This window comes from Campylobacter sp. CNRCH_2015_0814, from assembly GCF_025772765.1.
In the GTDB taxonomy this organism is placed as follows: Bacteria; Campylobacterota; Campylobacteria; order Campylobacterales; family Campylobacteraceae; genus Campylobacter_D.
The window spans coordinates 1-15382 of sequence record NZ_JAKMSR010000011.1; the positions used below are offsets into that span (position 1 = coordinate 1).

The following is a 15382-nucleotide window of genomic DNA, read 5'->3' on the forward strand; positions in this document are numbered from 1 at the left end:
ATGGGTTGTTTCTTATGGCTTAGATTTGTGTGGTTGGTTATTGAATTGTTATTTGGTGGGTTGGGGGGGGGGGATGGTGATTTGGTTGATTTAAATTTGAAGTGTTTATAACAAATTTTGGTTTAAGTTTTTAATAGAGTTTATAAATTTTGTTTGAAATTGTTCATTGAATGTTTTTATTTAGTATACGGGTTGAGTTTTTGTTGTAGGTAAAGAATAAGTATTTGCGAGTGAAATAAGAGTGTATTTTTGTATTTTTATAGATTTTAAAATAAAAATTATTAGTTTTATAAAAAATATTAATTTTTATAATGTATTTTATCTTTTTGTTTTTTTGGAGGATATATGAAAAAATTATTTTTAACTTTATCACTGGGTTTTGCAACTTTATTGGCTAATGAGAAATTATTAAATATTTATGAAAGTCCTACTTGTGGATGCTGTGATCTTTGGGCTAATTATATGAAAGATAAAGGTTATAAAGTGCAAATACACAAAAGCGATGATTTTTTAAAAATAAAAGAAAAAATGAATATTCAGCCTATGTATCAAAGTTGCCATACTGGCGTAATTGATGGTTATGTTATAGAAGGGCATGTGCCTGAAGATGCAGTTGCTTGGCTTTTGAAAAATAAACCTGAAGATGTTATAGGTATTTCTGCTCCTGGTATGCCTCAGGGAAGTCCTGGAATGGAGCAAGGCTATGAAGAAGAATATCCTATAGTTTTGATGCTTAAAAATGGAGACTATAAAATTTATGGGATCTATAAAGGACATAATCTAGTCAAGACAAACTAAGCAATTTTGCTTAGTTTATTTTATATATTAATGGTATTCTTATATGAAAAGTTTTTTCATATTGTGGAAAATTCTTAGACGCTATACGTATAGTTTCTAAGGCACTATCGTTCAATAATTTATATTTTGATGGTTTTAATATTTTTAAGTTTAATAGATTTTTATCTTTAGTCCATGTGAATTCTACTAAAATTTCGCCACTCATTCGCATTTTTTTGGCTTGTCTAGGATAGATTAAAGCTTCATCTATAGCTTGTTTGACTTCTTTTAAAAGTTCATTGTTATTAGCTAAAGATATGCTTTCTTGAGAAGTTATTGGAGTTTTTTTTTCTTGTGTTATAGTTTTTTGAGGTTTTATTTTTTCATTTAATTGATTTATTGCCTTGGTATTGGTTAAAGTATTTGTTTTTTTAGGTTTCATAATAGCTTTTTCTTTTGTTTGTTCTAGCTTTTTTATTTTTTCTTGTTTAGGCTGTTTCGTTTTTACTTTAGGGGAATCTTGTAAAAATTGTTTTATGGCTATATTAAATTTTTCTTCTTTTGAAGTGCTATGTTGTATATGTAAAAAATTCTTAGTATAAATAAAAACAAAAAATAAAGGCAAAAAGAGAAATAAAGTAATAAAAAAGGATTGATTTTTATGATTGCTTATGAATGCTTTCATCTTTTTTGCTCTGTTAAAATTTGAAAATTTTCATGATTTTTGTTTTTTAAAATATCAATAATTTTTATAAAACTTTCAAATTTTGCTTCTTTATCACTTTTTAACTCTACTAATGTTTTAGAATCTATAGTGTCAAATTTTGCTTTTATTTCTTCTAAGGAAGCTGTTTTTCCATCGATATAAAATTCATTTTCTTTATTGATTAAAATACTCACTTTGTCTTTATTTTCGTTTATGGAATTTGAATTTTCACTTTGAGGTAGATTGATTTTGATTTCACCATGCGCGATAAAAGTGGATATACTTAAAATAATAGCTAGTAAAACAAGCATTATGTCTATAAAAGGAATGATGTTCAAACCCTCATTTTTTGGTAATTTAAGCATTTTTATCCTTAAAAATACGATATGCATTACTCAAGGTTGATATTTTTCTAAGTAATCCATTGTAAGCCATTAAAGAAGGGATGGCAACTAAAATTCCTAATGCTGTAGCTTTTAAAGCTAGCGATAAGCCAATAACAATAGATTTAACATCAATATTTCCACTTGCGCCCATGTCATAAAATGTAATCATAATCCCCACTACAGTTCCCAAAAGTCCTACATAAGGAGCATTGGTGTAAATGATATAAAGCATGGTGAGATTTTCACTAATTGCATCATCAAATTTTTCTTGACATTGATAATCATTTAGCTTAATTTTTCTAAAAAATAAGATGCGTTCTATAGTGCACCATATAGCAATAAATGCCATTAACCCCAAAACAATAAATATAATTAAGTCAATATAAGTTTTTAAAAATTCCATTACACCCTCATCTTAAAAATTTTTTGTGATTATATTACTGAAAATTAAATTATTTATTAATAACAATTATCATAATTGATACAATAAATTTATTTTAAATTAATAATTATTATCATAATATTCCAGTTTTGAAAATATATTTATAAGAAAGGAAATAATGAAAAAACATTGTTTATCGTTTTGTGTTGCTAGTTTTTTGGTCTGCAATGCTTTATCGCAAGAAGTTTTATTAGATAGCTCCATAGTAAGCGCTTCTGGTTTTTCTCAAGATATTAAAGAAGCCCCTGCTACTATAAATGTGATTAGCAAAAAAGATTTAGAAAGTAAGCCTTATAGAGATGTTGCCGAAGCTATTGCTGATATTCCTGGTGTGGATTTATTTGCTAGCAAAGGAAAAACCGGATCTTATAACATTACCATGAGAGGTATTACTGGATATACTTTAATTTTAATTGATGGACGGCGACAAGGGATAGGCGGAGAAGTAGGGCCTAATGGTTTTAATGAAATTTCAAATTCATTCTTACCGCCAATTTCTAGCATAGAAAGAATAGAAGTAATCAAAGGACCAATGAGTACTTTATATGGTTCTGAAGCTTTGGGTGGTGTTGTGAATATCATCACAAAAAAAGTAAGTGATAAATGGGAAACATCGGTCAGTTTAGATAGTATTTTTAATGCACATAAAGAATGGGGCAATACTTATGGTACAAGTATATATTCAAGTGGTCCATTGATGAATGATCGCCTAGGATTAACCTTACGTTTTAGAGAGTTTTACAGAGAACAGTCGAATGTTGAATTTAGTAATGGTAGCGGACAAAGAGTGCAAGGTGATCAAGCTCAAAGTCCTACAAAAGCTAACAATTTTAATTTAGGAACTAGGTTAAACTATTTAGTAGATGATTATAATACTTTGATATTTGATATTGATTTTTCAAGAAATCATTATGATAACAAAAAAGGTCAACTAGGCACATTAACAAAACCAACAGATAAAAATGATGGCTCTTTAACAGGTGGTTATACAGACACTATGCAAGTAGATAAGTTGGTAACTTATTTAAGTCATGAGGGTGTGTATGAAGATTTTTCGATTACTTCTACCTTGCAGTATAACCGTGTAAGTAATAATGGTCGTGAGGTAGTTGGTCAAAAAACACAACCATTTTTAGGACAAAATAGAGATATAGTTGCTGAAGATATTATCGTAGATACAAGATCAGTTATTCCTTTAGGCCAAAGTCATATTTTAAGCGTGGGTGGTGAATATAGACTTGAAAAAATGCAAGATAAAATCGCTAATCCTACAAATTTTGATCAATATTTATTAGCGTTTTTTGCAGAAGATGAATATAGCATAAGAGATGATTTGAGATTTACTTTTGGCGCAAGATATAATCATCATGAAATTTTTGGAAATAACATTTCTCCAAGGGCTTATTTGGTTTATAATCCTACTAGCGAACTTACTTTAAAGGGTGGTGTTTCAACGGGCTTTAGAACTCCATATGCTAATAGATTGATAGCAGGTGCTTATAATTATAGTGGACAGGGTAAGTACCCTATGTATGGAAATCCAAATTTAAAAGAAGAAACATCGCTTAATTATGAATTAGCCGCTGTTTATAATAATGATTTATTTTATATTTCAGCAACCGGCTTTTTAACCAATTTCAAAGATAAAATTTCTAGTCAAAAATTTAGCAATGGCAGTATGATTTCGGGTGTTGGAAAATGCGAAGCTGATAGTTGTTATCAAGCGATTAATCATGGCAAGGTTGAATACAAAGGCATAGAGCTTGGAGCGGGGATTATCCCTATAGAACATTTAAATTTGGATTTAGCTTACACTTATCTTGATAGTGAAGTAAAAGATGCACAAGATAAGGCTGTGATAGGAAAGCCAGAGATTGATAGTTTAAAACACAATATTATGCTAAAAGCAAGTTATAATATCTTTAATAAATTTACTCCATGGGTAAAAGGTGAGTGGCAAATAGATCGTTATATGGGTGATACAAATATTAATAGAGAATACTATCAAGATGTCTTTTTAGCTTCTATGGGTGTGCGTTATGATATCAATAAAAATTGGAACATCAATGCAGCAATTTATAATCTTTTTGATAAAAGTTTTACAAATGCTTGGGATTCTTATAAAAACAAAGATGAAGATACTTGGGTAAACACTTATAATCGCATAGAAGAAGGAAGAAGAATTTATATTTCAATCAACGGTAGTTTTTAATTTTGTATAGTTGGGGAACCAAAGAGCTTGTTAAGAGCTTCTTTGGTTTCGTCTTTAGGGTCGTATTTTTTAGCGTCTTTTTTAAAATTTTCAAAATGCTCATTTAGATTTGGAGTGCTTTTTACTTCTTGTTTTATGGGAGTTTTGAATATATCTTGCAGCTTTTGAGTATCTATGGTTTCTATTTTTTGGATTTTAATTTGTGCTTTTTCTCCAAAAAGCTCATGAAGTAATGTTTTGATTAATTTAAAACCATTGTTTAAAACCATTCTATCATCATCTTTAGCATGCGAGCTAATGCTTAAAATGTCATCTTCAAAAGAAACAAACTGTGTGGTTTTTTTGAAAACTTCAGCTAAGTCATAATCTCTTTTATATATTGCTTTTAAGAGATTTTCATAAGGACTAAGTTTTTCTTCTTTAGGGGTTTGTTGAATAGAAGGAATTTCTTGTTGTTTTGGATTTGGCATGCTATCTTGTTTTGAATTTTTAATAGCCTCATCAATGCTTTTTAGATAAGTTGCTTCTATAAGCATGAAAGCCATAACACAAAGCACAAAGCTATCATCATCGCTAGAATTTAACATAGTCTTAGCGCGTGAAAGAATTCTAAAAAATCTTTCATAAATTAACATAGAAAAAAGATTATTTTTGGCAAAAAATGCTTCTTTTAGAAAAAATATCATCTCATCAATGACATTACTTGCTTCATAATCTTCAAATTCTTTTAAAAACTCAAGAACTTTATCCTTATCATTAGCTAAAATGGCTTGATAAAATTCTTCAATTTTAGCTGGATCTAAAAAGCCTAGCATAGCGGTGATTTTTTGTGTTTGTATATCATTTTGACAATATACTATGGCTTGATCTAATAAAGTTAGAGTATCTCTTAAAGATCCGTTTCCGCTTCTTGCAATGAGTTTTAAAGCTTCTTTTTCATAGTTGATATTTTCTTTTTCCAAAATCCACTCAAGATGATTTAAGATATCATGGGTAGAAATTTGCTTAAATCTAAAATGCTGTGTTCTTGAAAGAACTGTGGCAGGAAGTTTTAAAGGATCGGTTGTTGCTAGTATAAATTTTACATAGCTTGGTGGCTCTTCTAAGGTTTTAAGCAAGGCATTTGCTGCTTGTGGGGTGAGCATATGTACTTCATCGATAATAAAAATTTTAAACCTAGCTAAAGATGGAGCGTATTTGACTTGCTCGATAAGCTCTTGTATATCTTCTAAGCTTCTATGGCTTGCAGCATCCATTTCTATAATGTCTATATTAGAGCCAGTGAGTGAAGATAAACATTGGGAACATTCTCCACAAGGGTTAGCACTTGGTCCATTTTCGCATACTAGAGCTCTTGAAAAAATTCTTGCACTTGAAGTCTTTCCGCTTCCGCGTAACCCTGAGAATAAGTAAGCGTGCGCTAAACGGTTATTTTCAAGAGCATATTTTAAGCTTGTAGAAACAGTATTTTGCCCTACAAGCTCATTGAAATTTTTTGGTCTGTATTTAACAGCAAGAGCCTGAAGCATTGCTACTCATTCATGATAGATAATAACTCTTCATTGCTTTTGGTTTTTAGCATTTTAGAGTATAAAAATTTTAATGCTTCTATATCATCCATTTGTGAAATAGCTGATCTAATTGCCCAAATTTTTTGAAGCTTTTCAACACCTTGGAGTAATTCTTCTTTTCTAGTTCCTGATTTTATGATGTTAATTGCAGGGTAAATTCTTCTATCTGAAATATTTCTATCAAGAACGATTTCGCTATTTCCTGTTCCTTTAAATTCTTCAAAAATCACTTCATCCATTCTTGAGCCTGTTTCTATCAAAGCAGTTGCTATAATGGTTAATGAGCCACCATGCTCTATATTTCTAGCTGCACCAAAAAAGCGTTTTGGTTTATGTAAGGCATTTGCATCAACCCCGCCACTTAAAACCTTACCACTACTTGGCGTAGCAGTATTATAAGCTCTTGCTAATCTTGTAATAGAATCAAGTAATATAATGACATCTTTGCCTGTTTCTACCATTCTTTTTGCTTTTTCTATAACAAGCTCAGCTACTCTAACATGATTATAAGCAGGTAAGTCAAAAGTAGAGCTAAAAACCTCACCTTTAACACATCTTTGCATATCTGTAACTTCTTCAGGGCGCTCATCTACTAAAAGTACAATCAAATGAGCCTCTGGGTGATTTTTAGCAATAGCAGTAGCTAATTCTTTCATTAGCTCAGTTTTACCAGTTCTTGGAGGTGCCACAATTAAGCTTCTTTGGCCTTTTCCTATAGGTGCAAATAAGTCAAGCATTCTACCTGTTAGTTTTAAAGGATCGTATTCTAATTTGATTTTTTCAGTTGGAAAAATTGGAGTAAGATTGTCAAATAAAGGTCTTTCTCTAGCTTCTTTTAATGGAAGATAATTAATCGCTTCAATTTTTAATAAAGCATAGTATTTTTCTTGGTCTTTTGGTTCTCTAACTTGACCGGTAACTATATCCCCAACACGTAGAGCAAATTTGCGAATTTGTGAGTTTGATACATAAGCATCATTTACACTGTCGCTTAAATTTGAATCCATTCCACGCAAAAAGCCATAGCCTTCAGGTGAAATTTCTAAAATTCCTGTAAAGAGTATAAAGCCACCTTTTTTGGTTTGTGCTTTTAGAATTTCAAAAATAAGATCTTGTCTTCTAAATTCTCTTGGGTTTTCTATTTCTGCTTCATTAGCAATTTTAACTAAGCTTTCTAGATCAAGCAACTTTAAATCTTCTATCTTATAACCTTCCACTGGAATGTGTGTTCTTTGATGTTGTTTTTTTTCTTTTGTATTTTCCATATATCCTCTAAAATGTAGAAAATGTAGTATTTAATAATGAATAAGAGATTTTATTCAAAAAAATGCTTCTTTGTCAAATTTTTTAAAATTATAATATAGCTTTGTAAATAATTTTTAAAATAGTGATTTTAAAAAATGATAAAATATTGTAAAAAATTATTGAAGAAAGTATAAGATGAAATGTAAACACTGCCAATTAAGTTTCAGACAAGATCAAATGATAGAAAAAAATGGAAATTATTTTTGTTGTAAAGGCTGTGAAAGTGTTTATGAGATTTTACAAGAAAATAACTTGGAAGAATTTTATGAAAAACTTGGCAATAAAACCCTAACTCCTGCCATAATAGAACATAATGTTAAAGATTATGAAAAATACATACAACAAACCAAAGAAGGTTTTAGTGAGATTTTTTTACTTATAGAAGAAATTCATTGTGCTGCCTGTGTTTGGCTTAATGAAAAAATTCTCATTAAAAGTGAAGGGGTGATAGAAGTTGATATTAATTCTATTACTCATAAAGCAAGAATTGTTTTTGATGAAAAAAGTATAAATTTAGCAAAAATTATCCAAAGCATAGAAAGTATTGGTTATAAAGCTAGTGTGTATTTGCCTACAAAGAATGAACAAAGAGCAACTCAAACTAAAAGAGATTTTTATGCAAAATTAATAGTTGCCATAGCCTGTGTGATGAATATCATGTGGATATCTGTAGCTAAGTATGCTGGGTTTTTTAGTGGCATGGAAGCTGATACTAAGGATATTTTGCATTTTGCTGAGTTTTTACTTTGTACTCCCGTGCTTTTTTATACAGGTTCAATCTTTTATAAAAATGCCTATTATGCTTTGAAATTTAAAAGTGTTAATATGGATACTTTGGTAATTAGTGGGGCAAGTTTAGCTTATATATATTCAATATGGGCAATGTTTTCAAGAGCTTCGCAAGTGTATTTTGATTCTGTGGCGATGATTGTTTGTTTTGTTTTTATAGGAAAGTACTTAGAGCTTTTAAGTAAGAAAAAAGCCCTTGATACTCTTGATCATTTACGATCGTTTTTAAGCAGTGAAGTAAGGGTTTTAAAAAATGACAAAATAGAAAATATCGATGTAGAAGAAGTACAAATAGGAGATATTATAGAATTAAAAGAAGGCGATAGAGTTTTAATAGATGGAGTGTGTGTTAGTGGTAATATTAGCTTGGATATGTCTAGTTTAAGTGGAGAGAGTTTACCGCTTGATGTGCAAAAAGATGATATGATTTATTCTGCTTCTTTGGTTTTAAGCGGGAATACTTTATATAGGGCAAATGTACTTTATAAGGATTCTAAATTAGCTAGGATTATTAATTTACTTGAAAACTCCAGTTCAAAAAAAGCCAAAATAGAAAAAATGGTACAGCAAGTAAGTAAGTATTTTTCACCTATTATTTTAACTTGTGCTTTACTTTGCTTTGCTTTTACTTTTTTTGTGTTAAATTTGGGTTTTGAAGAGGCTATGATACGCATGGTTTCTGTGTTAATTATAGCTTGCCCATGTGCTTTAGCTTTGGCTACTCCGGTGAGTTCTTTAGTAGCAATTAGTGCTGGTTTGAAAGAAAAAATTTTATTCAAAGAAGCAGGTGTTGTGGAGGATTTGAGCAAGTGTAATGTGGCTGTGTTTGATAAAACAGGGGTTTTAACAAAGGCTAGTTTAGAAGTTAAAAAAAGCTTTTTGGATGAGAGGTTAGATAAAAATGAGTTATTAAATTTCTTACACCTAACTAACCACCCAGTGGCTAAAAGCATTTTGAAATTTTTAGATGAAAAAATCGATGGCAGAATAGAATTTGAAAAAGTTCAAAATTTTCAAGCAAGAGGTTATAAAGCCTTTTTGGGTAAAGATGAATTTTTGGGAGGAAATGAGAAATTTTTCAAAGAAAATCATATGCAAGTACAAGAATTTCAAACCACGCATTTTATATTTGCTAAAAATAAAATCATATTAGCAGTTTTTGAGTTAGAAGATAGCATGAGAGAAAGCTCTGAAGAGTTGATTGGATTTATGAAAGAATGTAAAATGCAAATTTATATGTTAAGTGGTGATAATTTATCTGCTGTGAGTAAGGTGGCTGAAAAATTAAAAATAAATAATTTCAAAGCCTCGTGTATGCCAGAAGATAAAATGCAAATAATAGCTAATTTAAATCAAACAGGTAAGGTTTTAATGGTAGGAGATGGAGTAAATGATGCTTTAGCGCTTTCTTATGCAGGTGTTGGGGTTTCTTTAAAAGAAGGTTCTGAACTTGCTATGGAAAATAGTGATATTATATTGTTAAAAAATGACCTAAAAAGCTTACAAAAAGCCATACAAATAGCTAAAAAAACTTATCAAATTATTAAACAAAATTTGGCTTTTTCTTTATTTTATAATGCCTTGAGCATGCCTTTAGCTTTTTTTGGTTTGATTAATCCCTTAATCGCGGCTTTATCAATGTCTTTTAGTAGTATAATAGTGATTTTAAATGCTTTAAGGATTAAAAAATGAACGGTGTTTTAATGATGATGATAGGCGTTTCTTTGGTTGCTTTGTTTTTGGCGATTTGCGCTTTGCTTTGGGGTATAAAGAATAAACAATTTGATGATGATTATAAATTTACTACTTTAAATGATAGCGAAGAAGCTTTAAATGATGCGGTGATTTTAGAAAAAAGAAAAAAAGAAGCTTTAGAAAAGAACAAAAAACAGCCATAAAGGCTGTTAAATTATTTTTTTAAGCTTTCGATATATTCTTCAATTGCTTTGAAATCTGCTTCTGTTAAACCTTTAAGGTTGATTTTCATGATAGCACCTTGACCATAAGCATTTCTTTTACCTGCTGCATAGTCTTTCATGTATTGCAATCTTTCAGCTGCAGTTAAAGAATTTAAAGCAGGAACTTTGTTAAGATAAACTTTATCTGCTTTAGCACCATGACATACTGCACATTTTTTGTAAAGTGTAGCACCATCTGCAGCAAAAGCTGAAACACCAAGACATGCTAAAGCTGATAAAACAAGTAGCTTTTTCATTGTATCACTCCTATATAAATTGAAAATAAAATGTTTTGAATTATAAGCTTTTTTTATTTAAAGTCGCTTAAAAAACTTTTTTACTTGATAAATTATAAAAATCTTAATAAAAATACATTATAATTTTTTTATGAAAACAAGGGCGTTATTTTTAGATAGAGATGGGATTATTAATATAGATAAAAAATACATTCATAAGATCAGTGATTTTGAATTTTGTGATGGTATTTTTGAACTTTGCGAATTTTTCCAAAAGCAAAATTTTTTAATTTTTGTAGCTACTAATCAATCAGGCATTGCAAGAGCTTATTATAGTGAAAAAGATTTTGAAATTTTAAGTTCATATATGCTGGATGAGTTTTTAAAAAGAAACATTAGAATAGAAAAAATTTATCACTGCCCGCATTTAGAAAATTGTGAATGTCGTAAGCCAAAACCCGGCATGCTTTTAAAAGCACAACAAGAATTTGATATAGATTTTTCACAATCTTTTTTTATAGGGGATAATTTAAGCGATATGCAAGCTGGAATTAATGCTGGTGTAAAAAATCTATTTTTGATTAATGAAAATTATAATGATGATAAAAACTATAAGGTCTTTAAAAATTTAAAAGAACTTTTGCATTATTTAAAGGATAGAAAATGAAAATAGTGATAACGGGTGGAGCAGGTTTTATAGGCTCTGCACTTGCTTTAGAACTTCAAGATAAACATGAAGTTTTGATTGTAGATAAAATGCGTTCAAGCGCTACTTTTGAAAATGGAAATTTAGAAAGCTTTGGCCATTTTAAAAATATTTTAGATTTTGAAGGTGAGCTTTATGTAGGTGATATTAACGATGAAAAAACTTTAAAGGTTGTAAAAGATTTTAAACCCGATGCGATCTTTCATAAGGCTGCAATTTCAGATACAACTGTTTATGATCAAAACAAAGTTTTAAAGACTAATTTAAACACTTTTAAAGATTTTATAGAACTTGCTTTGGAGTTTAATGCAAAATTAATCTATGCGAGTTCAGCTTCAGTTTATGGAGATGCTCCAAGCCCACAAACTGTAAATTTAAGTGAAGCCCCTAAAAATCCTTACGCATTTTCAAAATTAATGATGGATAAATTAGCAAAAAAATACTTTGATAAAATGCATATAGTCGGGCTTAGATATTTTAATGTATATGGCAAGGGAGAATTTTTTAAAAATAGCACTGCTTCTATGATTTTGCAATTTGGACATCAAATTTTAGCGGGCAAAAGTCCGCGTTTATTTGAAGGAAGTGATCAAATTTATCGTGATTTTGTATATATTAAAGATGTTGTGAGTGCAAATTTGCAAGCTTTAGAAGCAAAAAGCGGAATTTATAATGTAGCTACAGGTAAGGCAAGAACTTTTCAAGATATAGTTGATATTTTACAAAAAGAATTAAACACTAATTATCCTTGTGAGTATATTCCTAATCCTTATAAAAATGCTTATCAATTTCATACTCAAGCAAAATTAGATGAGAGTTTTTCATATAAAGCTAAATTTGGTCTTGAAGAGGGAATAAAAGATTATTTAGATGAGATTAAAAGGCTTTATGAAAAGGAAGTAAATGCTTGATTTTTTAAGTTCTAAAAAGCCAAAAATTTTAGTTGTTGGGGATTTTATGGTGGATCATTATATATGGTGTGATTGTACTAGAATTTCTCCAGAAGCTCCTGTAATGGTGATGAAATCACAAAAAGAAGATAAAAGACTAGGTGGAGCTGGTAATGTATATGCAAATTTAAAAAGTCTTGGTGCTGAGGTTTTTGCTCTAGGGCTTGTGGGTGATGATGAGAGTGGAAGATTTTTAAAAGAAAATTTAAATGCAAAATTATTAGTAGAAAAAGATAGAAAAACCCCTCTTAAGAGTAGAGTTTTATCACATTCTCAGCAAGTTTTAAGGCTTGATGATGAGAATGATTTTGATACTAAATTAGAAGATGAAATTATCAAAGAGTATAAAAAAATCGCAAAAGATTATGATGCGATTGTTTTGAGTGATTATGCCAAAGGGATTTTAACTTCAAAAGTAACAAAAGCTTTGATAGAGCATGCAAATACTTTAAATTTACCTATTTTGATTGATCCAAAAGGAAGTGATTTTAGCAAATATCAAAATGCAACCTTGCTAACTCCAAATAAAAAAGAAGCTATTCAAGCTTTGGGTGTAGAAAAAATTGATAATTTAGAAAAAGCTTTGAAAAAATTAAAAGATGATTTAAATTTAGCTTATTCTATTATAACTTTATCTGAAGAAGGAATAGCACTTTTTGATGAAAAATTACATATTATTCCTGCAAAAGCCTTGGAGGTTTATGATGTAACAGGAGCTGGAGATAGTGTTATAGCTATGCTTGCTTATGCTTTGGCTTTAAAAGTTGATATTGTAAAAGCGTGCGAGCTAGCAAATGATGCAGCAGCTGTTGTGGTAGCAAAAGTAGGAAGTGTGAGTGTAAGTTTAGAAGAGATAAAAAACCTCAAAAAAGCTTCTTTTGAAGATAAAATTAAAAGCAAAGAAGAGCTTGTAAAATTGCTACAAGATCAAAAAGTAGTTTTTACCAACGGGTGTTTTGATATTATGCATTATGGTCATATAAAATATCTTGAAAAAGCTAAAAAATTAGGAGATATCTTAGTTGTAGGTTTAAATTCAGATGAAAGCGTAAAAAGACTAAAAGGAAATTCAAGACCTATAAATTTAGAGTTTCAACGTGCATGTATGCTTGCGAGCATGTATTTTGTAGATTATGTAGTGATTTTTGATGAGGATACTCCTTATGAATTGATAGAGTTTTTAAAACCTGATGTGCTAGTTAAGGGAGCTGATTATAAAGACAAAGAGGTAGTGGGTTCAAATTTAGTAAAAAAAGTAGAATTGATCGACTTTGAAGATGGATTTAGCACTACCAATATAATTAATAGGATTGCAAATGATAAATAAAATCGAAAAGGAATTTATTCAACATCAAAAAACTTTAGAACAAAGTTTGAGTTTAAAAGAGCAAATTGCTATGGTTGCTCAAGAGTTAAAAGTGTGCTTGAAAAGTGGTGGGAAAATTTTAATTTGTGGAAATGGTGGAAGCGCTGCAGATAGCCAGCATTTTGCAGCTGAACTTAGCGGAAGATATAAAAAAGAAAGAAAGGCTTTAGCTGCTATTGCTCTAAGCACTGATACTTCTGCTTTAAGTGCTATAGGAAATGATTATGGTTTTGAATTTGTTTTTTCAAGACAAGTTGAAGCTTTAGCTAGTGATAATGATGTGTTGATTGGAATTTCTACTAGTGGAAAAAGTCCAAATGTGATTAAAGCTTTTGAAAAAGCTAGAGAAATTGGTGCTAAGTGTATAGGACTCAGTGGAAAGGGTGGTGGAGTGATGAATGGACTATGTGAGCATAATATAGTCATTCCAAGCGATGATACAGCTAGAATTCAAGAAATGCATATTTTAATTATACATTGTTTATGTGATTTGATAGAAGAAGAATATTAAGTTTGGGTTATTTTCCCAAACTTAAATAATATTCAATTTGATCTTTTTGTAAAATTCTAATTAAATTTGTACTTCCTGCAACACCTATTGGAAAACCTGCAGTAAGAGTATAAACTCCATCTTTTTTCATAAGGCCTTTTTCGACTCCAAGTTTTACAGAATTGCTTAAAAGCTCTGTTAAATTTTCATGTTTTTCTATTAATATAGCAGGTTGAACTCCCCAAACTATACTTAAAAAATTTAAAGCTTTTTTAGAATGAGTAATAGCTATGATATCCATTTTTGGACGATATCTTGCTGTTTTAACCGCAGAAGCACCACTACTTGTGATGGTAAAAATTGCATTTGCATTTAAATCGGTTGCTAGTTGTGTGCTTGATTTAGCAATAATATCGGTTTCATTGAAACATTTAAAGGTTTCAAATTTTTCATAAGGATAGTTTTTTTCTGTTTCTATAATGGTTTGAGTCATAATATCAACTGCATTTGCCGGATCAATCCCTACCGCACTTTCTTCGCTAAGCATAACTGCATCAGTACCATCAAGCACAGCATTAGCAACATCTGAAATTTCAGCTCTTGTGGCAGTTTTGGATTTTGCAAGTGAAAAAAGCATTTGAGTAGCAGTGATGACAGGTTTATTAGCTTCATTGGCTTTTTTAATGATGAGTTTTTGTATATTTGGCACTCTATAATAAGGCACTTCAATACCCAAATCCCCTCTTGCTACCATTATACCATCACTGCAATTTATGATTTCATCGATATTTTCAACAGCATCAAATTTTTCTATTTTTGCAAAAATAGCAATTTTGGCATTATTTTCATCAAGTATTTTCTTAACTTCATCAATATCATGAGCATTTTGTACAAAAGAGATGGCTAAAAAGTCAACATCATTTTTAATACCCCATGCAAGATCATCTTTATCTTTTTGGGTGATAACATCGATATTAATTTTTGTATTAGGAAAATTAATTCCCTTGTTTGAACTAAGCACCCCGCTATTTTCTACTTGGGTTTGGATAAAATCTTTTTCAACTTGCACTACTTTAGTTTTGATGGAGCCATCACAAAGATAGATGTATTCTCCTACCTTTAGCATTGAAAGAATTTCAGGATGATTAATACAGACTTTATAATGTTCATTAGAAAGTTTTTCTCCTTCAAAAGTATCCTTGTAAAAGTCTAGTCTATCTCCATTTTTTAATTCAAAAGCTTCTGGAATTTTTAAGGTTCTAATTTTTGGTCCACTAATATCTTGTAAAATTCCAATTCTTGCATTAAGTTCAGTTGCTACTTTTCTAATAGTAGTTAGATTTTGACTATGATACTCATGGGTTCCATGTGAAAAATTTAAACGAAAAACATTCACCCCATTAATAATCATTTGTCTTATTGTAGCTTCGTTTTCACTTGCTGGTCCAATCGTTGCAACTATTTTTGTTTTTTTTAGCATTTTTTATC

At 30.1% G+C, this 15382-nt stretch carries 15 protein-coding genes; 8 read left to right on the forward strand and 7 right to left on the reverse strand.

Annotated features, from left to right (window positions below; genetic code table 11):
• The first annotated feature begins 345 nt into the window (after positions 1-345).
• Positions 346-798, forward strand: a complete 453-nt coding sequence (locus L8X24_RS06640; RefSeq protein WP_263664147.1) for a DUF411 domain-containing protein — start codon at positions 346-348, stop codon at positions 796-798.
• Between the two features lie 10 nt (positions 799-808).
• On the opposite strand, the gene L8X24_RS06645 is transcribed toward L8X24_RS06640, so the two are convergent.
• From L8X24_RS06645 to exbB, 3 genes are read right to left on the reverse strand one after another with little or no spacing between them, the layout of a single operon-like run.
• Positions 809-1462, reverse strand: a complete 654-nt coding sequence (locus L8X24_RS06645; protein ID WP_263664148.1) for an energy transducer TonB — start codon at positions 1460-1462, stop codon at positions 809-811.
• Positions 1459-1848 carry a TonB system transport protein ExbD gene (exbD, locus tag L8X24_RS06650; protein WP_263664149.1) on the reverse strand — a complete coding sequence of 130 codons (390 nt, stop codon included), beginning with the start codon at positions 1846-1848 and terminating at the stop codon, positions 1459-1461. Before exbD ends, L8X24_RS06645 begins: the two co-directional genes overlap by 4 nt.
• Positions 1841-2272: a TonB-system energizer ExbB gene (exbB, locus tag L8X24_RS06655; protein WP_263664151.1), complete on the reverse strand. Its 432-nt coding sequence runs from the start codon at positions 2270-2272 to the stop codon at positions 1841-1843. Before exbB ends, exbD begins: the two co-directional genes overlap by 8 nt.
• A gap of 157 nt (positions 2273-2429) precedes the next feature.
• On the opposite strand from exbB, the gene L8X24_RS06660 reads away from it, so the two are divergent.
• A complete protein-coding gene (locus L8X24_RS06660) occupies positions 2430-4523 on the forward strand; it encodes a TonB-dependent receptor domain-containing protein (RefSeq protein WP_263664152.1) in 2094 nt (697 codons plus the stop codon).
• Here the strand turns inward: L8X24_RS06660 and L8X24_RS06665 are convergent.
• The gene (locus L8X24_RS06665; RefSeq protein ID WP_263664153.1) at positions 4520-6052 is read right to left on the reverse strand and encodes a DNA polymerase III subunit gamma/tau; all 1533 of its coding nucleotides are present in this window, start codon (positions 6050-6052) and stop codon (positions 4520-4522) included. The genes L8X24_RS06660 and L8X24_RS06665 overlap by 4 nt on opposite strands.
• A gap of 2 nt (positions 6053-6054) precedes the next feature.
• The gene (rho, locus tag L8X24_RS06670) at positions 6055-7359 is read right to left on the reverse strand and encodes a transcription termination factor Rho (RefSeq protein ID WP_039617780.1); all 1305 of its coding nucleotides are present in this window, start codon (positions 7357-7359) and stop codon (positions 6055-6057) included.
• A gap of 175 nt (positions 7360-7534) precedes the next feature.
• Here rho and L8X24_RS06675 point away from each other — a divergent pair, with 175 nt between their 5' ends.
• Positions 7535-9880, forward strand: coding sequence for a heavy metal translocating P-type ATPase (locus L8X24_RS06675; RefSeq protein WP_263664155.1), 2346 nt, complete (start codon positions 7535-7537; stop codon positions 9878-9880).
• Positions 9877-10086, forward strand: coding sequence for a cbb3-type cytochrome oxidase assembly protein CcoS (ccoS, locus tag L8X24_RS06680; protein ID WP_039668142.1), 210 nt, complete (start codon positions 9877-9879; stop codon positions 10084-10086). The genes L8X24_RS06675 and ccoS overlap by 4 nt, the downstream gene beginning before the upstream one ends.
• 11 nt (positions 10087-10097) lie before the next feature.
• On the opposite strand, the gene L8X24_RS06685 is transcribed toward ccoS, so the two are convergent.
• Positions 10098-10403 carry a cytochrome c553 gene (locus L8X24_RS06685; RefSeq protein ID WP_039668143.1) on the reverse strand — a complete coding sequence of 102 codons (306 nt, stop codon included), beginning with the start codon at positions 10401-10403 and terminating at the stop codon, positions 10098-10100.
• Between the two features lie 130 nt (positions 10404-10533).
• Here L8X24_RS06685 and L8X24_RS06690 point away from each other — a divergent pair, with 130 nt between their 5' ends.
• From L8X24_RS06690 to gmhA, 4 genes are read left to right on the forward strand one after another with little or no spacing between them, the layout of a single operon-like run.
• Complete coding sequence (locus tag L8X24_RS06690) at positions 10534-11049, forward strand: D-glycero-alpha-D-manno-heptose-1,7-bisphosphate 7-phosphatase (protein ID WP_263664159.1); 516 nt, start codon at positions 10534-10536, stop codon at positions 11047-11049.
• Positions 11046-11999 (forward strand): ADP-glyceromanno-heptose 6-epimerase, encoded by a 954-nt coding sequence (gene rfaD, locus L8X24_RS06695; protein ID WP_263664161.1) that lies wholly within the window; start codon positions 11046-11048, stop codon positions 11997-11999. Before L8X24_RS06690 ends, rfaD begins: the two co-directional genes overlap by 4 nt.
• Positions 11992-13365 carry a D-glycero-beta-D-manno-heptose-7-phosphate kinase gene (rfaE1, locus tag L8X24_RS06700; protein WP_263664162.1) on the forward strand — a complete coding sequence of 458 codons (1374 nt, stop codon included), beginning with the start codon at positions 11992-11994 and terminating at the stop codon, positions 13363-13365. The genes rfaD and rfaE1 overlap by 8 nt, the downstream gene beginning before the upstream one ends.
• Positions 13355-13915, forward strand: a complete 561-nt coding sequence (gmhA, locus tag L8X24_RS06705; protein ID WP_263664163.1) for a D-sedoheptulose 7-phosphate isomerase — start codon at positions 13355-13357, stop codon at positions 13913-13915. The genes rfaE1 and gmhA overlap by 11 nt, the downstream gene beginning before the upstream one ends.
• 7 nt (positions 13916-13922) lie before the next feature.
• Here the strand turns inward: gmhA and pyk are convergent, their stop codons facing one another.
• The gene (gene pyk, locus L8X24_RS06710) at positions 13923-15374 is read right to left on the reverse strand and encodes a pyruvate kinase (RefSeq protein ID WP_263664164.1); all 1452 of its coding nucleotides are present in this window, start codon (positions 15372-15374) and stop codon (positions 13923-13925) included.
• Positions 15375-15382: the final 8 nt, after the last annotated feature.